The organism is Streptomyces sp. CBMA152 (assembly GCF_014596475.1).
Classification (GTDB): Bacteria; Actinomycetota; Actinomycetes; order Streptomycetales; family Streptomycetaceae; genus Streptomyces.
Map to the genome: position 1 here is coordinate 571,139 of NZ_MECJ01000033.1, position 19,628 is coordinate 590,766.

Below are 19,628 nucleotides of genomic sequence, written 5' to 3' on the forward strand. Positions count from 1 at the left end.
CGTCAGCTGCCGTTCGCCCTATGCCATTTGGCATAGGGCGAACTCGCTACGACACGATGTCCTTCTTCTCGAAGCCCCGGAACGCCAGGGCCATGAGCACCAGCGCGTACCCCACCGAGACCCCCGCGCCCTGGGCCATGCCGCTCCACTCCAGATGCGGCTGGAGCGCGTCAGCCCAGGCGAACTGCCAGTGTGCGGGCAGCGCCTTGCGCCAGCTGCCGAGCGCCGTGATCGCGTCCAGCACGTTGCCCACGATGGTGAGACCGACCGCGCCGCCGACCGCGCCCAGCGGCGCGTCCGTCTTGGTCGACAGCCAGAACGCGAGACCGGCGGTGACCAGTTGGGAGACGAAGACGAACGCGACCGCGATGGCCAGGCGCGGTATCGCCTGCCCGGCGCCCAGGGAGCCGCCGGTGGGGATCTCCAGCGGGCCCCAGCCGTACGCCGCCGTGCCGACCGCGAGCGCCACCAGCGGCAGCAGCACGATCGCCGCCGCGCTCAGGCCGAGCGCGACCGCCAGCTTGCTCCACAGCAGCCGGGCCCGGGGGACGGGCGCGGCCAGCAGGTAGCGCAGCGAGGACCAGCTGGCCTCCGAGGCGACCGTGTCCCCGCAGAACAGGGCGATGGGCACCACGAGCAGGAAGCCCGCCGAGACGAACAGGGCGGTCGCCGCGAAGTTCGCGCCGGACGCCGTCGCCGTGTCGATCAGGGTGATCCGGCCGTCGCGGCCGGACGGTGTGCCGCCGATCGCGAAGGCGGTGACCAGGATGAAGGGCAGGGCGGCGAGGATGCCGCCCATCACCATGGTGCGGCGGCGTCGCAGCTGGCGCGCCGCCTCCACCCGCAGCGGCAGGGTGCGGCCGGGCCGGTAGCCGGGCGCCGTCGCCCGCAGGTCCGCCCCGGACGGTGTCCCCGTGTGCGTCGGCGTCGTCATCCCGATCCTCCGATCAGGGTCAGGAACGCGTCCTCCAGGCGGCGGTGCGGGCCCACGCCCGTCAACGGCACGTCCAGACGGATCAGTTCGGTGATCAGTTCGGTCGGGGTGGCGCCCGCGAGGCGCACCAGCATGCCCTCGTCGGTACGGGTCGCCGCGCCGATGCCGGGCAGCGCGGCCACCTTGTCGGCAAGCACCTCCGCGACCGGGCCGTCCACCGTCACCAGGAGCGTGTCGCTCTCGCCGGTGATCTCGGCGACCGGGCCCGCCTGGACGAGGCGGCCGCGGTCCATGACCACCAGATGCGTACAGGACTGCTCCACCTCCGACAGGAGGTGGCTGGAGACGATGACCGTGCGGCCGCCCTGCGCGTAACGGATCATCACGTCCCGCATCTCGCGGATCTGCGGCGGGTCCAGACCGTTGGTCGGCTCGTCCAGTATCAGCAGATCCGGCATGCCGAGCATGGCCTGGGCGATGGCCAGGCGCTGGCGCATGCCCTGCGAGTACGTGCGCACCGCACGCTGGAGCGCGTCGCCCAGGCCCGCGATCTCCAGCGCCTCGTCCATGTGCGAGTCCTCGGCGGGACGGCCGGTGGCCTGCCAGTACAGCTCCAGGTTGGCGCGGCCCGAAAGGTGCGGCAGGAAGCCCGCGCCCTCCACGAACGCCCCGACCCGCGACAGCACCGGCGCACCCGGGCGGATCGCGTGGCCGAAGACCCGGATCTCGCCGCCGTCGGGCCGGATCAGACCCATCAGCATCCGCAACGTGGTCGTCTTGCCCGCGCCGTTGGGCCCGAGAAGCCCCAGGACCTGGCCCTTCTCGACCCGGAAGGAGAGATCACGGACCGCGTAACGGTCGCTCGACTTGCTGTACCTCTTGGTCAAGTCGGTGATCTGGAGCGGGACTTCGGCCAGCTCCGCATCGGGGGCCGGAGCCGTTTTACGGCGGGTGGCCAGCAGGCCGACCGCGATCACCGCGCCCGCCAGCGGCAGCCCCCACGACCACCACGGCACCCCGGCCGGGTCGGTCTTCACACCGGGCGCGGTCGGCACGGTCAGTGTGCCGTCGGCGAGCGAGACGGTGTACGTCCCCGGCGCGGTCGGCGAGGCGTAGCCGAGGTCGGTCGCGGCGACCACCAGGCGCAGCCGGTGGCCCGCCTCCACGTTGTGGTCGACGGCGGGCAGGGTCAGCTCGACCGTCCTGCCGTCCTTGGCGCCGTCCACCCGGACGGGTGCGACCAGTTGGGACGGCAGCACCTGCTGCTTGCCGCCGGGCCCCACGTCGTACACCTTGGCGAAGAGCACCGCGTCGTCGCCGCTCGACCTGACCTTCAGCTTGACCGTGGGCGAGCCGGTGATGCGGATGCCGGGCTTCAGCTTCTGCGAGTCGAAGGCCGCGTACTGGCCCGGGAAATCGATGTTCAGGCCGCCCACGCCGAGCGAGGACAGGCCCGCGAGGCCGCCGCCGACGCCGGGCACGGCGGAGATGGCGGGCGGGGCCGCGCCCGCCGGGTTCTCGAAGGTCTGCTCACGGCCGCTCAGCGCCACCGCGCGCGTACCGTTCGCAAGACCCGGGTAGCTGTCGCTGGTCGCGCCGCGCAGCTGGGCCGCGCCGTCGGTGGAGCTGATGCCGCCGGTCCTGGTGACCCGGAAGGCGGGGCCGGTGTCGGCGCCCTTGTCGCCCTTGAGATAGCGGTCGAACCAGGAGGCGATACGGGCGTCGACCCGGCCCGATTCACGGTCGCCGCCGTCGTGGCCGCCCGCGATCCAGTCGACCGCGACCGGCGCCCCGTTGGCGCGGATCTTCCTGGCTGCCGCATCCGCCTGGCTGAGCGGGAACAGCGAGTCGGTCTGGCCCTGCACCAGGAGCGTCGGCACCTTGATGCGGTCGCCGACGGCGGACGGGGAGCGGGCCGCGAGCAGGTCGCGCGCCTGCGTGTCCGGCTTCCCGCTGACCGCGACCCTCTCGTACATCTCGCAGAGCTGTTTCTCGAAGGTCTTGCAGCCGCCGCCGGTGGAGAAGAAGATCCCGGCCCACAGCTTCTTGAAGACGCCGTCCGGGAACAGCGCGTCCGCCAGGTTCCAGTAGGTGATCTGGGGGGCGATCGCGTCCACGCGCTTGTCGTAGCCCGCCGCGAGCAGCGAGATCGCGCCGCCGTAGGAGGCGCCCGTGACGCCCACGCGCGGGTCGCCCGGCGCGTCCAGCTGCACCTCCGGGCGCTTGGCCAGCCAGTCGACGAGCCGCGAGACGTCCTTGACCTCGAAGGCCGGGTCGTTGAGGCCGATCTCGCCCGTGGAGTCGCCGAAGCCCCGCGCCGACCAGGTCAGCACGGCGAAGCCCTCGCGCGCGAGCTTCTGCGCCTGCGGGCGTACGTCGTCCTTGTTGCCGCCGAAGCCGTGTCCGAGCAGCACGGCGGGGCGCCTCTTGTCCGCGCCGCCCGTCGTGAAGAAGGACGTGTCGATCTTCGCGCCGGGCATCTGGAGGACCCGGTCCTCCTGGTGCACCGCCGGCGAGCCGCCGGCGCCGGCGGCCGTCCAGATACCGGCCCCGGCCAGCACGGCCAGAGCGGCGGCCATGGCGGCCGCCGCCCGTCCACGAGGTCGGCGAAGACGAGGTCTGCGCAATTCCATGCCTCCACCGTAAGTGCCGCCTCCGACAACCGAGCCTGCCGCCAGGTGGAGGTGGCGGCGGTACTCACGGCGTACGGCCGCCGTCTCCCGTACCGCAGCGGGAGTAGAAGCGCTGCCGGACCGCTCAGCCGAACGACGCCCGCTGGAGCCAGAAGTCGAGGAGTCCGGCGTCGCCGAGCACCTCGACCTTGGGGCTGTCGGCGGGCAGCCGCCGGTAGAAGACGTTCATGACGTCGGTCAGCGGGCCGCGCAGCGCGACCGTCGCCTTCTCGTGGCCCCGGCGCCAGCTCACCCCCTCCTCGCCGAGTTCGATCAGCCACTCCGCGTCCGGCACGTCGGTGGCGTGCAGATGGATACTGCGTCCGGGGCCGCGCAGCTCGGCGGCCTGAGGGGCGAGCTTGGCTGCCTGGATGAAGGTGATGATCTCCAGCCACTCGTCGATGGTGTCGACGGCCACCTCGGGCGCGAGCCGGTACTCGACGCCGACGGTGAACGCGGCGTCCGCGCGGTGGACCACCGTCTCATGCGTCATCCGGCGCGCCCAGAACCCGGTGGTCGCCTCCCCCGCCCAGGTCCAGGCCGCCTGGTCGGGACCGGCCGCGCGCAGCGCGTCGGCGCAGAGCTCGGCGCCCTGCGCCAACCAGGCGTCCATGGCGGCCGGTTCTTCGCTGTCGGGGCCCTTGGAGTCGAGCGAGAGCTGATCGGGAGCGCTGGTGGTCTTCGACCGTACGATCTCGGCGACCCAGCGGTGCGCGCCGCTCACATGGACGGCGAGCTCGCGCAACGTCCAGTCGGGGCAGGTCGGTACGGTGACGGAGAGGTCCGCACCCGACAGGTGGGACCTCAACTCGTCTGTCTGGCGGAGGATTTCGGAACAGTAGAAGTCGTGGTCCAGAGGAGAATCCGCGGCAGTCATACCCCGAACCCTAGGCGCGGTCCGCCCGTTACGTCCCCTGATTGAGCGGCCGGAACCGGACAGAGTGCCCGGTCCCGACCGCCCTTGTCCTGGACCCGCCTCAGACCTGCTCGTCCTCCGGAATGCTCACCAGCCAGCGCGTCTCGCGGCGCGGCCGCAGATAGAACGCCCAGTAGAGGGTGGCGACGGCGGTGATGCCGCCGGTCCACAGCAGATACGCCGTCTCCTGCTGGGTGAGGATGTACGCGAGGACGGCGATCAGCACCACCGGGACCGTGGGCCACAGCGGCATCCGCCAGGCCGGGACCTCGCGGTGCGCGCCCCGGCGGCTGAGCAGCGCCGCGACCGCGACCAGCAGGTACATCCCGGTGACCGAGACGCCCGTGACGCCGTACAGGGTGTCCAGGTTGACGAAGCACAGGGCCGCGCCCGGGACGCCGACCAGGAGGGTGGCGACCCACGGGGAGCCGAACCGGCCCAAGCGGGAGAGCGCGCGGTTGACCGGCTCCGGCCAGGCCTTGTCGCGGGCCGAGGCGAACAGGACGCGGGAGTTCTGGATGACCATCACGATGCCCGCGTTGACGATGGCGAGGGCGACGCAGAGGCTGACGAAGGTGCCGACGGCCGAGTTGGACCAGGCGGTGACCATCGAGCCGATGTCACCCGCGCTGAGCGCCGAGAGGTCGGGGGCGCCGACAGTGATCGCGATGACGGGGACGAGGATGACGGCGGTGGAGATGGCGAGGGTGGCGAGCACGGTCCGCGCGACGTTGCGGCGCGGGTGCTCCAGCTCCTCGGAGAGGTAGACGGCCGTCGAGAAGCCCTGGGTGACGAAGAGCGCGATGGCCAGGCCCGAGATGACCATCATCGCGGTCACCGTGGAGTGCGTACCGCCGTCACCGGCGACCGTGCCGTGGACCAGCGAGGAGGCGCCCCGGTGGCTGTGCGAGAAGCCGAGGACGGCGACGACGGCCGCGGCGACGACTTCGAGCACCAGGAAGATGCCGGTGATCCAGGCGTTGGCCCGCAGGTCGAGCAGTCCGGCGAGGGTGGCGAGCAGCATCACGCCGCCGCCCGCGACCGGCGCCGGGATGTGGACGAGCGGGGCCAGGTAGTCGGCCGTGCCCATCGCGATGACCGGAGGGACGATCATCACCACGAGCAGGGACAGGACGAACACCAGCCAGCCCGCGAGGCGGCCCGCGAGCGTGGAGACCATCGCGTACTCGCCGCCCGCGCTGGGGATGAGCGTGCCCAGCTCCGAGTAGCAGAACGCGACGCCGATACAGAGCAGCGAGCCGATGGCGATGGTGAGCGCGGTGTAGGTGCCGAGGCCGGCGAAGAGGTCCGGCACCACCACGAAGAGCGTGGACGCGGGCGTCACGCAGGACAGCGTGAGCAGGGTGCCGCCCACGACGCCGATGGAACGCTTGAGCTTCTTGGGGGCTTCGCCCGTCGCCGGGGAGAGGACGTGGGGCGGGCTGAGCGTTTCGGTCATCGATGCGCATCCGATCGGCAAGGTGCGGGGTGTGAGCGGGGAGCGCTATCGACCTCCGGGTGGTGCTCCGGGGCCCGTCCGGCCCCGGGGTTGAGTGGTGTGTCGCTCCCGGGGCGCCATTTCAATCTCCACGCGATCCGCAGGTCAATAGCTGTTCACCTACGGAATTCGTCGCTCCAAAGCCCTTCTGGCACTGATCCGGCGTTAAGAGCGCAATAAAAGAGCGCTATCCGGCAGTACGGGAACCGCAGCCCGCGCGCGGAAAAATCTTGCCCGGTTCCGCATGTCGAAACGGCCGCGACGACCGAGACGGCGCTTGCGGTTACCCCGGGTCACCAGGACGCGTTTACCCCCGGTCCCCCCCGACCGTCACGCGCCCCCGCCCAGCGCCGCCACCAGCGCCCGCACCGGCGCCGACGGCGTGCGCGGGTGCAGTACCTCCGTACGGTGCACCAGACGCGGCGCCGAGACGCGGACGGCGACCGCGCCCGCGAGGCCTGCGGCCGCCTCAAGCCCCGTCGCGGCGAGCCCGTGTCCGGCCGCGACCAGCTCGGCAAGTCCCCTCAAGTCCCCTCCCCCGTACGTCAGTCGGGGCCGGAAGCCGTCGGCGTGCGCGGCGGCGCGCAGCTGGGCGAGCGGCACGGCCGTGTCCGGCGCGTCGATCCAGTGCGCGTCGGCCAGGTCCGCGAGCCGCAGCGAGGTACGGCGCGCCAGCGGGTGCCCGGCCGGGAACAGCACCGCGAGCGGGGTCTCGGCGACGGCCACGGTGACCATCGGGCCCGCGTCCGGCAGGGGCAGCGGGTCGTTGGGGGCGGCGGCCCCGTCCACCAGCCCCAGGTCGGCCTCCCCGGTCACCACCGCCCGTACGGCCGCGTCCCGCCCGAGCACCCGCACCTCGGCCGCGAGCCCCGGCGCGTCCCGCCGCACCCCGGCCAGGGCTGCGGCGAGCGCCAGCGTGAGCGCGGCCGGGGTGCAGACGAGCGCCAGACGCGCGCCACGCACCCCGCGCAGCCGGGCGATGTCCGCGCGGGCCGCGTCGAGCCGCAGCAGCAGCGGCCGGGCGTGCTCCATCAGCCGCTCGCCCGCCTCGGTCGGCCCGACCGGCCTGCGCTCCACGAGCCGGGCGCCGAGGTCGGCCTCCAGGGCGGCGATGTGCTGCGAGACGGCCGACTGCGTATAGCCGAGGGCCTGGGCGGCGCCGGAGAAGGAGCGGTGCTCGACGACGGCGACGAAGGTGCGCAGGAGGTGGGGATCCATGCGGATCAGTAAAACGCGAGGGCATCAGTATCACTAATGCTCGATGCATTGATCATCGTTGGACGTGATGCGAGGCGGCCGCCCACGATGGACGCATGACGAACCACACCGCACGGATCGCCCTGGTCGGCGACCACTCCCCCAACGTCCGCTCCCACACCCGTGTCCCGCTGCTGCTCGACGCCCTGCGCGAGCGCGACGGGCTCGACCTCGACGCGTACTGGATCCCCACTGAGGAGGCCGAGGGCGGTGTCGACGGGTTCGACGCGGTCTGGCTGCTGCCCGGCAGCCCGTACCGCAGCGAGGCGGGTGTGGTCGCCGCCGTGCGCACCGCCCGCGAGCAGGGCATCCCCTTCCTCGGCACCTGCGGCGGCTTCCAGCACGCGCTGCTCGAATTCGCCCGTGACGTGTGCGGCCTCGACGACATCGCGCACGCCGAGAACAACCCGGACGCCGACCTCGGGGACGCGCTGATCGTGCCGCTGGCCTGCTCGCTGGTCGGCCACGAGGGTACGGTCGAGCTCGCCCCGGGCTCGCTGGCCGAGCAACTGCTCGGTGCCGAGCGGACGGTGGAGCGCTACCACTGCCACTTCGGCCCCAACCCCCGCCACCTCGACACCCTGCGCGCCCACGGTCTACGTTTCACCGGCACCGACGCCGAGGGCGGCGTCCGGATCGCCGAGCTCCCCGATCACCCGTTCTTCCTGGCCACGCTCTTCCAGCCGGAGCTGTCCGGCGACGGCACCCGCCCGCACCCGGTCATCCGGGGCCTGGCGGCGGCGGCCGTGGCAACGGCAGCGGCCCGCACGGCGGGGGAAACCGTGCGGGCCGCATCGAAGGGCTGAGCCGTGGTGGTCGGCCGAGCCGTGGTCAGTGGTTGCGGGGGAAGCCCAGGTCGACGCCGGCCGGGCCGTCGGCCGGGTCCGGCCAGCGGGTGGTGACGACCTTGCCGCGGGTGTAGAAGTGCGTGCCGTCGTTGCCGTAGATGTGGTGGTCGCCGAAGAGCGAGTCCTTCCAGCCACCGAAGGAGTGGTAGCCCACCGGCACCGGGATCGGCACGTTGACGCCGACCATGCCGGCCTCGACCTCCATCTGGAAGCGGCGGGCGGCGCCGCCGTCCCGGGTGAAGATCGCGGTGCCGTTGCCGAACGGCGAGGCGTTGATGAGGGCGAGCCCCTCGTCGTACGACTCCACGCGCAGCACGCACAGCACCGGGCCGAAGATCTCGTCCTTGTACGCGTCCGCCGTCACCGGCACCCGGTCCAGGAGCGAGAGGCCGATCCAGTGGCCGTTCTCGAAGCCGTCGACCGTGTAGCCGGTGCCGTCGAGGACGACCTCGCTGCCCTGGGCGGCGGCGCCGGTCACGTACGAGGCGACCTTGTCGCGGTGAACGGCGGTGATCAGCGGGCCCATCTCGGAGGCCGGGTCGTTACCGGGGCCGATCTTGATCTTCTCGGCGCGCTCGCGGATCTTCTCCACCAGCTCGTCGCCGATCGAACCGACCGCCACCACGGCCGAGATCGCCATGCAGCGCTCGCCCGCCGAGCCGTACGCGGCGGAGACGGCGGCGTCGGCGGCCGCGTCCAGGTCCGCGTCCGGCAGGACCAGCATGTGGTTCTTGGCGCCGCCGAGGGCCTGGACGCGCTTGCCGTTCGCGGAGGCCGTGGTGTGGATGTAGCGGGCGATCGGGGTGGAGCCGACGAAGGAGACGGCGGCCACGTCCGGGTGGGCGAGCAGCGCGTCGACCGCGACCTTGTCACCGTGGACGACGTTGAACACGCCGTCGGGCAGCCCGGCCTCGCTCAGCAGCTCCGCGATCTTCATGGAGGCCGACGGGTCCTTCTCCGACGGCTTCAGCACGAAGGTGTTGCCGCAGGCGACGGCGATCGGGAACATCCACATCGGCACCATGGCCGGGAAGTTGAAGGGCGTGATGCCCGCGACCACGCCGAGCGGCTGGCGGATCGAGGAGACGTCCACGCGCTGCGACACCTGGGTGGAGAGCTCGCCCTTGAGCTGGACGGTGATCCCGCAGGCCAGGTCCACAATCTCCAGGCCGCGCGCGACCTCGCCGAGCGCGTCCGAGTGCACCTTGCCGTGCTCGGCGGTGATCAGCTCGGCGATGGCGTCCCGGTTGGCGTCGAGCAGCGCGCGGAACTTGAACAGCACAGTGGTGCGCTGGGCGAGCGAGGACTGGCCCCAGGTCGCGTACGCCTCCCGGGCGGCCGCGACCGCCGCGTCCACCTCGTCGACGCTCGCGAAGGCGACCTGCGTCGTGACGGCACCGGTCGCGGGATCCGTCACCGGACCGTACGTACCGGAGACGCCCTCGACGGCCTTGCCACCGATCCAGTGGTTGACGGTCTTCGTCATGACAGGAAACTCCCTCAGAGATGGCGGCGTCGGGCTGCGACTTGCCGGTCGTACTCCTCACGCGCCTCGACCGCCGACGGACGGGTCGCGGTCTCGGCCACAGGAACATCCCACCACGCCTGCGCCGGGGGCGGGCCCGACACAGTGTCTGCCGTTTTGGTCTCCACGTAGACACATGTGGGACGGTCCGCCGCACGCGCGGTCGCGAGGGCTTCGCGCAGGTCACGGATGGTCCCGGGGCGCAGCACGGCCATCCCGAGCGAGGCCGCGTTCGCCGCGAGATCCACCGGCAGCGGCTCCCCTGTATAGCTGCCGTCCGGCGCCCGGAAGCGGTACGCCGTGCCGTACCGCTCGCCGCCCACCGACTCCGAAAGCCCGCCGATCGAGGCATACCCGTGGTTCTGCAGGATCACCACCCTGAGCGGAATGTTCTCCTGCACGGCGGTGACGATTTCCGTCGGATTCATCAGATACGTACCGTCGCCGACCAGCGCCCACACCGGCCGCCCGGGCGCGGCCATCGCGACCCCGATCGCCGCCGGGATCTCGTATCCCATGCAGGAGTAGCCGTACTCGACGTGGTACTGGTCGCGCGAGCGGGTCCGCCACAGTTTGTGCAGATCGCCGGGGAGCGAGCCCGCCGCGTTGATCAGGATGTCGTCCGCGGTGACCAACGTGTCGAGTACGCCGAGGACTTGGGCCTGGGTGGGCTGGGCGTCCTCGCTCTCGGGGGTGTACGCGAGGGTCACCCGCTTCTCCCACGCAGCCTTCAGCTCCGCGTACTCGCTCTCGTACGACGGCTCGACGCGGTGTTCGCCCAGCGCCTTCGCCAGCGCCTGGAGTCCCACGCGCGCGTCCGCGAGGACTTGCAGGCCGCCCATCTTGTGGGCGTCGGCGGCGTTGACGTTGATGTTCGCGAAGCGGACGTCGGGGTGCTGGAAGAGCGTCGAGGACGCGGTGGTGAAGTCGGTCCAGCGGGTGCCGACGCCGAGCACGACGTCGGCGGTGCGGGCCAGTTCGTCGGCGGTGGCCGTGCCGGTGTGGCCGATGCCGCCCACGTCACAGGGGTGGTCGTACGGGAGCGAGCCCTTGCCCGCCTGGGTGGAGGCGACGGGGATGCCGGTCCGGTCGGCGAAGGACAGCAGGGCCTGCTCGGCCCCGCTGTGGTGAACGCCGCCGCCCACGACGATCAGCGGGCGCCGGGCACCGCGCAGCAGTTGGACGGCCGCGTTCAGCTCGTACGACTCGGGCGGCGTCGCCCGCACCTGCCACACCCGCCGCCGGAAGAACTCCTCCGGCCAGTCGTACGCCTCCGCCTGCACGTCCTGCGGCAGCGCCAGCGTCACCGCGCCGGTCCTGGCCGGGTCGGCGAGCACGCTCATCGCGGCGAGCGCGGCCGGGATCAGCGCCTCGGGCCGGGTGATCCGGTCGAAGTAGCGCGAGACCGGGCGCAGACAGTCGTTGACCGACACGTCGCCCGCGTACGGGACTTCGAGCTGCTGGAGGACGGGGTCGGCGGGGCGGGATGCGAACACGTCGCCGGGCAGCAGCAGGACCGGGAGGTGGTTGACGGTGGCGAGCGCCGCGCCCGTGACCAGGTTGGTGGCGCCCGGGCCGATCGAGGTGGTCACCGCGTGCGCCGAGAGCCGCTGGGACTGGCGGGCGTAGCCGACCGCCGCGTGCACCATGGCCTGTTCGTTGCGGCCCTGGTGGTACGGCATGTCGCTGCCGGGTTCCAGGAGCGCCTGCCCGATCCCGGCGACGTTGCCGTGGCCGAAGATGCCCCAGGTCGCGGTGATCAGGCGCTGTTCGGTGCCGCCCCGGGCGGTGTACTGCCGCGAGAGGAAGGCGAGCAGCGCCTGCGCGGTGGTGAGCCGCCTCGTCGTCGCGCTCATCGGTAACCCTCCACATGGTCGGGGTGGAAGCTGATCCGCCACGCGCGCTCCTCGCCGGGGCCCGCCATGACGTTCAGGTAGTACATGGGATGCCCGGGTGCGGCGATCGACGGGCCGTGCCAGCCGTCGGGGACGAGCACGGCGTCACCCGTACGCACCTCGGCGAGCACGTCCGCGCCACCGGGCCGCGACGGCGAGACCCGCTGGTAGCCGAAGCCCTTGGGGTCCTCGAACGCGAAGTAGTAGATCTCCTCAAGGACCGACTCCCGCCCCGGGATGTGCTCGTCGTGCTTGTGGGGCGGGTACGAGGACCAGTTGCCGCCGGGCGTGATCACCTCCACGGCGATCAGCCGGTCGCACAGGAAGGTGTCGGCGGCGGCGAAGTTGCGGACCTCGCGGGCGCTGACGCCCGCACCCCGCCGTTCGGCGGGTACCTCCGGCGCGGGGCCGCGGCGAGCGGGGAGTCGGCGCTCGCATCTCGCTCCTGCCAGGGCGAAGCGGCCTCCCGCGCCGGAGGCGATCTGCGCATGGGCGTCACGCGGGAGATAGGCGAAGTCGCTGACCCCGCCGAACACGTTCTCCCTGCCCAGCAGTTCCAGGATTCGATCTTCTGTCTGTACCGTACATCCACCGCTGAGCGGCAGCACGATCCACTCGCTGTCGCCGGTGGTGAACTCATGCGTGCCGCCGGGCGCCAGCTCCAGCACGCGCAGCGCGGAGTGGTCCCAGCCGGCCCGCTCGGGGCCGATGTCGAGGGCGTAGGCCCCCTGGGCGGTGGAGCCCGCCCGTACGAACAGCTCGTCCATGCGTCCTCCCTACCCCCTACAGCAGCCCGACCGCGGTATCGACCGCGCCCGCCACGTCCCCGTCGGCCGGATAGAGCAGCGTGCGCCCGGCCACCAGACCCTGCACCGTGGGTAGTTGGAGTGCCGAGCGCCACTTCTCGTACGCCGCCTCCTGCTCGGCCGCCGTCCCGCCGACGTCGCCGCCGAGCAGCACGGCGGGCAGCGTCGTGGTCGCCATCACCCGGGCCATGTCGTCCGGATCCTCGGTGACGGGGACCTTCAGCCAGGTGTACGCCGAGGTCCCGGCGAGACCGGAGGCGATGGCGAGCGAGCGCGTGACGGGCTCGGCACGGAGATCGTTCCGGAGCCGCCCGTCGCGCCGGTGACAGATGAACGGCTCCACGAAGACCGGCAGCCGACGCTCCGCCATCTCGTCGATGGCGCGGGCGGCCGAGTGCAGCGTGTCGAGCGAGCCGGGGTCGTCGTAGTCGACGCGCAGCAGCAGTTTGCCCGCGTCGAAGCCCAGGCGGGCGAGGTCCTGGGCGCGGTGGCCGGTGAACCGGTCGTCCAGTTCGAAGGCGGCCCCGGCGAGCCCGCCCCGGTTCATCGACCCGATGACGACCTTGTCGTCGAGCGCGCCGAGCAGCAGCAGGTCCTCCAGGATGTCGGCGCTGGCGAGCACCCCGTCGACGCCGGGCCGGGACAGGGCGAGGCAGAGCCGTTCGAGCAGGACGCGGCGATCGGCCATCGCGAAGGCGTCCTCGCCGACGCCGAGCGCGCCCCGGGCGGGGTGGTCGGCGGCGATGATCAACAGGCGCCCGCCGCCCCGGACGAGCGGACGCCGTACGCGCCGCGCGGCCGCCTCGGCGATCGCCTGCGGGTGCCGGGCGCGGACCCGGGCGAGTTCGCCGGGGCTGACGCGGATGCTCACGCCGCTCCCCCCGCCAGTACGCGCTCGACCTCGTCCGGGAACGGCATCGCGGAGGAGCAGGCGAGCCGGGAGGCGACGATCGCGCCGGCGGCGTTGGCGTACCGCGCGATCCGTTCGGTCTCCCACCCGGCGAGCAGCCCATGGCAGAGCGCGCCGCCGAACGCGTCCCCGGCGCCGAGCCCGTTGACCACCTCCACCTCGACGGGCGGCACCTCGACGGCCCGCCCGTCCCGGCCCATCGCGAGGACCCCCTTGGGCCCCTGCTTGACGACCGCGAGCTCGACCCCGGCGACGAGCAGCGCCCGCGCGGCGGCGTACGGCTCGCGCTCACCGGTGGCCACCGCGCACTCGTCGAGGTTCCCGACGGCGACGGTGGCGTACCGCAGGGCGTCGCGGTAGTAGCGGGTGGTCTCTTCGGTCTCCGTTCCGGTCTCCGTGGTCTTCCAGAACATCGGCCGCCAGTCGAGGTCGAAGACCGTGATGCCCGCGCGGGCCCGGGCCGCGAGCGCCGCCAGGGTGGTGGACCGGCTGGGCTCGACGCTCAGGCCCGTCCCCGTCACCCAGAAGATCCGGGCCGCGCGGATCGCATCGAGGTCCAACTCCGCCTCGTACAGCTCCAGATCGGGTGCTTTCGGCTCACGGTAGAAGTAGAGCGGGAAGTCGTCCGGCGGGAAGATCTCGCAGAAGGTGACGGGGGTGGGCAGGCCCGGGACGGGGGTGACCCAGCGGGCGTCGACCCCGAACTCGACCAGTTCCGCCCGCAGATACTCACCGAAGGGGTCCTCGCCGGTGCGGGTGATGACCGCCGTGCGCCGGCCGAGCCGGGCCGCCGCGACCGCCACGTTGGTGGGCGAGCCGCCGACGAACTTGCCGAAGGACGTGACCCGCGAGAGCGGCACACCGGTCTGGAGCGGATAGAGGTCCACCCCGATCCGGCCCATGGTGATCACGTCGTACGGAACCCCGTACGGATCCGCCTCCATGCACGCCCCCTTCATCGGTGGACCCTTCATGGGTGACCTCGGCCGGTCCCAGGTCTAGCCGCCCCGGCCCGGCCCTGTCAATCTTTTGTCCTGACATTCGGACGTAGTCTTGACACTGTTCCGGCGCCCCCGGAAGGCTGGCTCCCATGACGACGGACAGGACTCGTATCCGGATCGGCTCGGCCCCCGACTCCTGGGGCGTCTGGTTCCCCGACGACCCGCGCCAAGTTCCCTGGTCCCGGTTCCTCGACGAGGTCGCGCACGCGGGGTACGCGTGGATCGAGCTCGGACCGTACGGCTATCTCCCCACCGACCCGGCGCGCCTCGCCGACGAGACCGGGCGCCGGGGCCTGCGCGTCTCGGCCGGGACCGTCTTCACCGGGCTGCACCACGGGCCCGCCGTGTGGGACGCGACCTGGGAGCACGTCGCGGACGTGGCCGAGCTGACCCGGGCCACCGGCGCCGAACACCTCGTCGTCATCCCGGCGTTCTGGCGCGACGACAAGACGGGCGAGGTCCTGGAGAGTTCGACACTCACCGCCGCGCAGTGGCGCGATCTGGCCACCCAGACCGAGCGCCTGGCCCGCGAGGTGCGCGAGCGCTACGGGCTGAAGATCGTGGTCCATCCGCACGCCGACACCCATGTCGACAGCGAGGAGAACGTGGCCCGCCTGCTCGACGCCACCGACCCCGACCTGGTCAACCTGTGCCTCGACACCGGCCACTACGCCTACTGCGGCGGCGACAGCGTCAAGCTGATCGAGACGTACGGGGAGCGGATCGGCTATCTCCATCTCAAGCAGGTGGACCCGGAGATCCTGGCCCAGGTGCACGCCGAGGAGCTGCCGTTCGGGCCCGCCGTGGCGCGGGGCGTGATGTGCGAGCCGCCGACCGGGGTGCCCGCGCTCGAACCGGTCCTCGCGGCCGCGCAGGCCCTCGACGTCGACCTCTTCGCCATCGTGGAGCAGGACATGTACCCGTGCGATCCGGACCGCCCGCTGCCCATCGCCGAACGCACCCGCGCGTTCCTGCGCTCCTGCGGGGCCTGACGATGACGCACGGGACGCTGGGTGTCGCCGTCATCGGCACCGGGAAGATGGGCGCCGACCATGTCCGCCGCCTCTCCACGGTCATCGGCGGCGCCCGCGTGGCCGCCGTCGCCGACCTGGACGCCGAGCGCGCCAAGTCCGTCGCCGCCGGGATCGACGGCTGTACGGTCCACACCGATCCGGCGGCCGCGATGGCCGCGCCGGGCGTCGACGCCGTACTCATCGCCTCCTCGGGCCCGGCCCACGAGGCGGCCCTGCTCGACGCGTTCAAGCTCGATCTGCCGGTCCTGTGCGAGAAGCCGCTCACCCCGGACCCGGGCGGGGCGCTGCGCGTCATGGAGGCCGAGCGCCGCCTCGGCCACCGCCGGGTGCAGGTCGGCTTCATGCGCCGGTACGACACGGAGTACGCGGACCTCAAGGCGCTGCTCGACGGCGGCGAGCTGGGCCGCCCGCTGTTCCTGCACTGCCGCCACCGCAACGCCTCCTCCCCGTCCTTCTTCACCACCGAGATGCTGATCCGGGACTCCGTCGCCCATGAGGTGGACGCGGCCCGCTGGCTGCTCGGCCAGGAGATCACCGCGGTCCAGGTGCTCCGCCCGCGCCCTTCCTCGTACGCCCCGGAGGGCTTGGGCGACCCGCAGCTGGTGCTCCTGGAGACCGCCGGCGGCGCGGTCGTCGACGTCGAGATCTTCGTCAACTGCGGCTTCGGTTACGAGGTGCGCTGCGAGGCCGTCTGCGAGCGCGGCGCCGCCTCGATCGGCGCCGGGACCGGCCCGGTCGTCCGCACCGGCGGCCGCGTGGGCGCGCGGATCCCGCAGGACTTCACGGTCCGCTTCGCCGACGCGTACGACCGCGAGGTGCAGGCGTGGGTGAACGCGACCCGCCGGGGCCGTGTCGAGGGGCCGAGCACGTGGGACGGCTATGTGGCGTCCGTCGTCTGCGAGGCGGGCGTGCGGGCCCAGCGGACGGGCGAGCGGGTGCCGGTCGAGCTGGAGCGGGAACGGCCGGAGCTGTACGCGTAGGAGTGGCGCCATAGGCACAGGGCGCGCGCTGTGAGCCGGGGCCGGGCCGGGGCACGCCCGGCACTGCCCACCCGCTCCATTCACCCCGTATGCCACCCCTGTCACAACCATGCGCCCGTCGTCACACATGTCTCGATTACGCGGGTCTTGCGTCACAGACAGTCGACAGCCACACCCCTGCCCTCACTCTCCGTCGTTCAACGGGCACAGGCTGAGTGATCGTCAAGTTCCCGCGCCCGGCTCCCCCGACGGCCACCGGACCGCCGCTGCGGCGCACGCAGGGAGGTGCACCATGACCGACCGACGGCTCTGGTCGTACAAGGAAATCGCCGCACACATCCGCGTCCAGCCGGACACGGTCCGCTCGTATCGCAAACACGGACTGCTCCCCCCGCCCGACCTCGTCGAGAACGGCAAACCCTTCTGGTACGCGGACACGATCCGCACCTGGGTCGCACGCCGCCCCGGGAACCGGAGCACCCGCAAGGACGACTGACCGTGGGACGGATGCACCGAGGGGACTGGATTAATACCCCCTAGGGGTATAACGTGTTCATAGTCAGGGCGTCCCGGCTTCCCCGTGGCCCTCTGGTGCACCATGGACCCGTACCGCCCCAAGGAGGAGAACGCCATGACCGCCGAGACCGAAGCCGCCGTCGCCACGACCACGACCGGCTCCTGCTGCTCGCCCGCCGGTTCCTGCCACAGCGACGGCCCGGCCGACGTCCAGCTCGGCTCCGTCACCACCGTCTACCAGGTCTCCGGCATGACCTGCGGGCACTGCGAGGGCGCGGTGTCGAGCGAGATCTCCGAGATCGACGGCGTCGGCTCGGTCACGGCCGTCGCCGCGACCGGCCGGGTCACCGTCGTCTCCGCCGCGCCGCTGGACGAGGAGGCCGTCCGGGCCGCCGTCGACGAGGCCGGCTACGAGCTGGTCGGCCTGGCCTGAGCCACGGTTTCCCTGTCCGGGCCGTACGAGCGACACATCGGCTCCGTACGGCCCGGCCCCTTTTTCTGGAGCCCGACGTGGACACCGTGAACACCGTGGAAAGCGCCCCACCCCAGCTGGTCGAGCTGACCATCGGCGGGATGACCTGCGCCTCGTGCGCGGCCCGTATCGAGAAGAAGCTCAACCGGATGGAGGGCGTCGAGGCGACGGTCAACTACGCGACCGAGAAGGCCAAGGTCTCGTACGCGACCGGGATCGAGGTCGCGGATCTGATCGCCACCGTCGTCAAGACCGGCTACACCGCCGAGGAGCCACCGCCGCCGGAGCCCGAGCCGGTCGCCTCCGACGACGGCCCGGCCGAGCGACGCGACCCCGAGCTCGCCGCGCTGCGCCAGCGCCTGATCGTCTCGGCCCTGCTCGCCGCGCCCGTCGTCCTGCTCGCGATGGTCCCGGCCCTCCAGTTCGACAACTGGCAGTGGCTGAGCCTCACGCTGGCCGCGCCGGTCGTCGTGTGGGGCGGGCTGCCGTTCCACCGCGCCGCCGCCGTCAACCTCCAGCACGGCGGGGCCTCGATGGACACCCTCGTCTCCGTCGGCACGCTGGCCGCGTTCGGCTGGTCGCTGTGGGCACTGTTCTTCGGGGACGCCGGAATGCCCGGTATGCGCCACGGCTTCGAGCTCACCGCGAGCGGGACCAGCGGCGCGTCCACCATCTATCTCGAAGTGGCCGCCGGGGTCATCTCCTTCATCCTGCTCGGGCGCTATCTGGAGGCCCGCTCCAAGCGCAAGGCGGGCGCGGCCCTGCGGGCACTGCTGGAACTCGGCGCCAAGGACGTGGCCGTGCTGCGCGCGGGCGCCGAAATACGTATTCCGGTGGGCGATCTGCACGTCGGAGACCGCTTCGTCGTCCGGCCCGGTGAGACCGTCGCGACCGACGGCACGGTCGTCGAGGGCTTCGGCGCGGTGGACGCGTCGATGCTGACCGGCGAGTCCGTCCCGGTCGACGTGGCCGTGGGCGACGCGGTCACCGGCGCCACGGTCAACGCGGGCGGCCGCCTCGTCGTCGAGGCCACCCGCGTCGGCGCCGACACCCAACTCGCCAGGATGGCCCGCCTCGTCGAGGACGCCCAGAACGGCAAGGCCCAGGTCCAGCGCCTGGCCGACCGGATCTCCGAGATCTTCGTCCCGGTCATCCTGCTCATCGCGCTCGGCACGCTGGTCGGCTGGCTGCTCGCCACCGACGACATCACCGCGTCCTTCACGGCGGCCGTCGCGGTCCTGATCATCGCCTGCCCCTGCGCCCTGGGCCTGGCCACCCCCACCGCCCTCATGGTCGGCACGGGCCGAGGCGCCCAGCTCGGCATCCTCATCAAGGGCCCCGAAGTCCTGGAGACCACCCGCCGCGTCGACACGATCGTCCTCGACAAGACCGGCACGGTCACCACCGGCCGCATGACCTTGTACGACGTGTACGCGGCCGAGGGCGTAGACGAGAAGGAAGTGCTGCGGTTCGCGGGCGCCCTGGAGCACGCCTCCGAGCACCCCATCGCCCGCGCCATCGCCGACGCGGCCACCGCCCGGGTCGGCGAGCTGTCCGCGGTCCAGTCCTTCCGCGCGCTGCCCGGACGCGGTGTCGAAGGTGTGGTGGAGGGCCGCGCGGTCTTCGTGGGCCGGGGCGTCGACCTGCCCGCCGGGCTCGCCGCCGCCAAGGAGGCCGCCGAGGCCGAGGGGCGTACGGCGGTCGCGGTGAGCTGGGACGGGGTGCCGCGTGGCGTCCTGACCGTCGCCGACGCGGTGAAGGAGACCAGCGCCGAGGCCGTCGAGCGGCTGCGCGGGCTCGGGCTGCGGCCGGTCCTGCTGACCGGCGACAACCGTGCGGTCGCGGAGTCGGTGGCGGCCCGGGTCGGGATCGCCGCCGAGGACGTGTACGCCGAGGTGCTGCCCGAGGAGAAGGTCGAGGTCGTCAAACGCCTTCAGGGCGAGGGTCGTTCGGTGGCCATGGTCGGCGACGGCATCAACGACGCGGCCGCGCTCGCCACCGCCGATCTGGGTCTGGCGATGGGCACGGGCACTGACGCCGCGATAGAGGCGGGCGACCTCACCCTCGTACGGGGGGACTTGCGGGTCGCGGCCGACGCGATCCGGCTCTCCCGGCGGACCCTGGCCACGATCCGGGGCAACCTGTTCTGGGCCTTCGGCTACAACGTGGCGGCCGTTCCGCTGGCCGCGGCGGGGCTGCTGAATCCCATGATCGCCGGTGCGGCTATGGCGTTCTCATCGGTGTTCGTGGTAACCAACAGCCTACGGTTGCGCTCCTTCACCTGATCTCCACAAAGAGAGCTAGATCACAGAGATTATGAGGTAACCATCGGGCCGGTTCGGGAGTCTAAGTGGGCGATGCCGA

Annotated in this window: 16 protein-coding genes; 6 read left to right on the forward strand and 10 right to left on the reverse strand. The window is 72.2% G+C overall.

The window, feature by feature from the left end:
* Nucleotides 1–46 precede the first annotated feature (46 nt).
* The 5 genes from BG418_RS35455 to BG418_RS35475 form a co-directional block, all read right to left on the reverse strand.
* The gene (locus tag BG418_RS35455; RefSeq protein ID WP_188278162.1) at nt 47–934 is read right to left on the reverse strand and encodes an ABC transporter permease; all 888 of its coding nucleotides are present in this window, start codon (nt 932–934) and stop codon (nt 47–49) included.
* Complete coding sequence (locus BG418_RS35460; RefSeq protein ID WP_188278163.1) at nt 931–3,567, reverse strand: alpha/beta fold hydrolase; 2,637 nt, start codon at nt 3,565–3,567, stop codon at nt 931–933. The genes BG418_RS35455 and BG418_RS35460 overlap by 4 nt, the downstream gene beginning before the upstream one ends.
* Before the next feature lie 124 nt (nt 3,568–3,691).
* A complete protein-coding gene (locus BG418_RS35465) occupies nt 3,692–4,483 on the reverse strand; it encodes a maleylpyruvate isomerase family mycothiol-dependent enzyme (RefSeq protein ID WP_188278164.1) in 792 nt (263 codons plus the stop codon).
* Between the two features lie 100 nt (nt 4,484–4,583).
* The gene (locus tag BG418_RS35470) at nt 4,584–5,981 is read right to left on the reverse strand and encodes an APC family permease (protein ID WP_188278165.1); all 1,398 of its coding nucleotides are present in this window, start codon (nt 5,979–5,981) and stop codon (nt 4,584–4,586) included.
* Nucleotides 5,982–6,350: 369 nt separating this feature from the next.
* A complete protein-coding gene (locus BG418_RS35475) occupies nt 6,351–7,238 on the reverse strand; it encodes a LysR family transcriptional regulator (RefSeq protein ID WP_188278166.1) in 888 nt (295 codons plus the stop codon).
* Between the two features lie 95 nt (nt 7,239–7,333).
* On the opposite strand from BG418_RS35475, the gene BG418_RS35480 reads away from it, so the two are divergent.
* Nucleotides 7,334–8,083 (forward strand): glutamine amidotransferase-related protein, encoded by a 750-nt coding sequence (locus tag BG418_RS35480; protein WP_188278167.1) that lies wholly within the window; start codon nt 7,334–7,336, stop codon nt 8,081–8,083.
* A gap of 25 nt (nt 8,084–8,108) precedes the next feature.
* Here the strand turns inward: BG418_RS35480 and mmsA are convergent, their stop codons facing one another.
* From mmsA to iolC, 5 genes are read right to left on the reverse strand one after another with little or no spacing between them, the layout of a single operon-like run.
* Nucleotides 8,109–9,611: a CoA-acylating methylmalonate-semialdehyde dehydrogenase gene (mmsA, locus tag BG418_RS35485; protein WP_188278168.1), complete on the reverse strand. Its 1,503-nt coding sequence runs from the start codon at nt 9,609–9,611 to the stop codon at nt 8,109–8,111.
* Nucleotides 9,612–9,625: 14 nt separating this feature from the next.
* A complete protein-coding gene (iolD, locus tag BG418_RS35490) occupies nt 9,626–11,506 on the reverse strand; it encodes a 3D-(3,5/4)-trihydroxycyclohexane-1,2-dione acylhydrolase (decyclizing) (protein WP_188278169.1) in 1,881 nt (626 codons plus the stop codon).
* Nucleotides 11,503–12,312: a 5-deoxy-glucuronate isomerase gene (gene iolB / locus BG418_RS35495; protein ID WP_188278170.1), complete on the reverse strand. Its 810-nt coding sequence runs from the start codon at nt 12,310–12,312 to the stop codon at nt 11,503–11,505. The genes iolD and iolB overlap by 4 nt, the downstream gene beginning before the upstream one ends.
* Nucleotides 12,313–12,328: 16 nt before the next feature.
* Nucleotides 12,329–13,222 carry a deoxyribose-phosphate aldolase gene (locus BG418_RS35500; protein WP_188278171.1) on the reverse strand — a complete coding sequence of 298 codons (894 nt, stop codon included), beginning with the start codon at nt 13,220–13,222 and terminating at the stop codon, nt 12,329–12,331.
* Nucleotides 13,219–14,205, reverse strand: a complete 987-nt coding sequence (gene iolC, locus BG418_RS35505; protein ID WP_188278172.1) for a 5-dehydro-2-deoxygluconokinase — start codon at nt 14,203–14,205, stop codon at nt 13,219–13,221. Before iolC ends, BG418_RS35500 begins: the two co-directional genes overlap by 4 nt.
* 146 nt (nt 14,206–14,351) lie before the next feature.
* Between iolC and BG418_RS35510 the strand changes: the two genes are divergently transcribed.
* From BG418_RS35510 to BG418_RS35530, 5 genes are all read left to right on the forward strand, one after another.
* Nucleotides 14,352–15,254 carry a sugar phosphate isomerase/epimerase gene (locus BG418_RS35510; protein WP_188278173.1) on the forward strand — a complete coding sequence of 301 codons (903 nt, stop codon included), beginning with the start codon at nt 14,352–14,354 and terminating at the stop codon, nt 15,252–15,254.
* Nucleotides 15,255–15,256: 2 nt separating this feature from the next.
* Nucleotides 15,257–16,276 (forward strand): Gfo/Idh/MocA family protein, encoded by a 1,020-nt coding sequence (locus BG418_RS35515; RefSeq protein WP_188278174.1) that lies wholly within the window; start codon nt 15,257–15,259, stop codon nt 16,274–16,276.
* A 292-nt stretch (nt 16,277–16,568) separates the two neighbouring features.
* Nucleotides 16,569–16,772, forward strand: coding sequence for an AlpA family transcriptional regulator (locus tag BG418_RS35520; RefSeq protein WP_188278175.1), 204 nt, complete (start codon nt 16,569–16,571; stop codon nt 16,770–16,772).
* Between the two features lie 135 nt (nt 16,773–16,907).
* Nucleotides 16,908–17,225 carry a heavy-metal-associated domain-containing protein gene (locus BG418_RS35525; protein WP_188278176.1) on the forward strand — a complete coding sequence of 106 codons (318 nt, stop codon included), beginning with the start codon at nt 16,908–16,910 and terminating at the stop codon, nt 17,223–17,225.
* 77 nt (nt 17,226–17,302) lie between these two features.
* Entirely contained in the window at nt 17,303–19,549 is a 2,247-nt protein-coding gene (locus BG418_RS35530) for a heavy metal translocating P-type ATPase (RefSeq protein ID WP_317453867.1), read from the forward strand.
* The last annotated feature ends 79 nt before the right edge of the window (nt 19,550–19,628 follow it).

Bases quoted from the DNA above. Each gene is read 5' to 3' on its own strand.
- BG418_RS35455 (WP_188278162.1), bottom strand. From the start codon at position 934: ATGACGACGCCGACGCACACGGGGACACCGTCCGGGGCGGACCTGCGG.
- BG418_RS35460 (WP_188278163.1), bottom strand. From the start codon at position 3,567: ATGGAATTGCGCAGACCTCGTCTTCGCCGACCTCGTGGACGGGCGGCG.
- BG418_RS35465 (WP_188278164.1), bottom strand. From the start codon at position 4,483: ATGACTGCCGCGGATTCTCCTCTGGACCACGACTTCTACTGTTCCGAA.
- BG418_RS35470 (WP_188278165.1), bottom strand. From the start codon at position 5,981: ATGACCGAAACGCTCAGCCCGCCCCACGTCCTCTCCCCGGCGACGGGC.
- BG418_RS35475 (WP_188278166.1), bottom strand. From the start codon at position 7,238: ATGGATCCCCACCTCCTGCGCACCTTCGTCGCCGTCGTCGAGCACCGC.
- BG418_RS35480 (WP_188278167.1), top strand. From the start codon at position 7,334: ATGACGAACCACACCGCACGGATCGCCCTGGTCGGCGACCACTCCCCC.
- mmsA (WP_188278168.1), bottom strand. From the start codon at position 9,611: ATGACGAAGACCGTCAACCACTGGATCGGTGGCAAGGCCGTCGAGGGC.
- iolD (WP_188278169.1), bottom strand. From the start codon at position 11,506: ATGAGCGCGACGACGAGGCGGCTCACCACCGCGCAGGCGCTGCTCGCC.
- iolB (WP_188278170.1), bottom strand. From the start codon at position 12,312: ATGGACGAGCTGTTCGTACGGGCGGGCTCCACCGCCCAGGGGGCCTAC.
- iolC (WP_188278172.1), bottom strand. From the start codon at position 14,205: ATGGAGGCGGATCCGTACGGGGTTCCGTACGACGTGATCACCATGGGC.
- BG418_RS35510 (WP_188278173.1), top strand. From the start codon at position 14,352: ATGACGACGGACAGGACTCGTATCCGGATCGGCTCGGCCCCCGACTCC.
- BG418_RS35515 (WP_188278174.1), top strand. From the start codon at position 15,257: ATGACGCACGGGACGCTGGGTGTCGCCGTCATCGGCACCGGGAAGATG.
- BG418_RS35520 (WP_188278175.1), top strand. From the start codon at position 16,569: ATGACCGACCGACGGCTCTGGTCGTACAAGGAAATCGCCGCACACATC.
- BG418_RS35525 (WP_188278176.1), top strand. From the start codon at position 16,908: ATGACCGCCGAGACCGAAGCCGCCGTCGCCACGACCACGACCGGCTCC.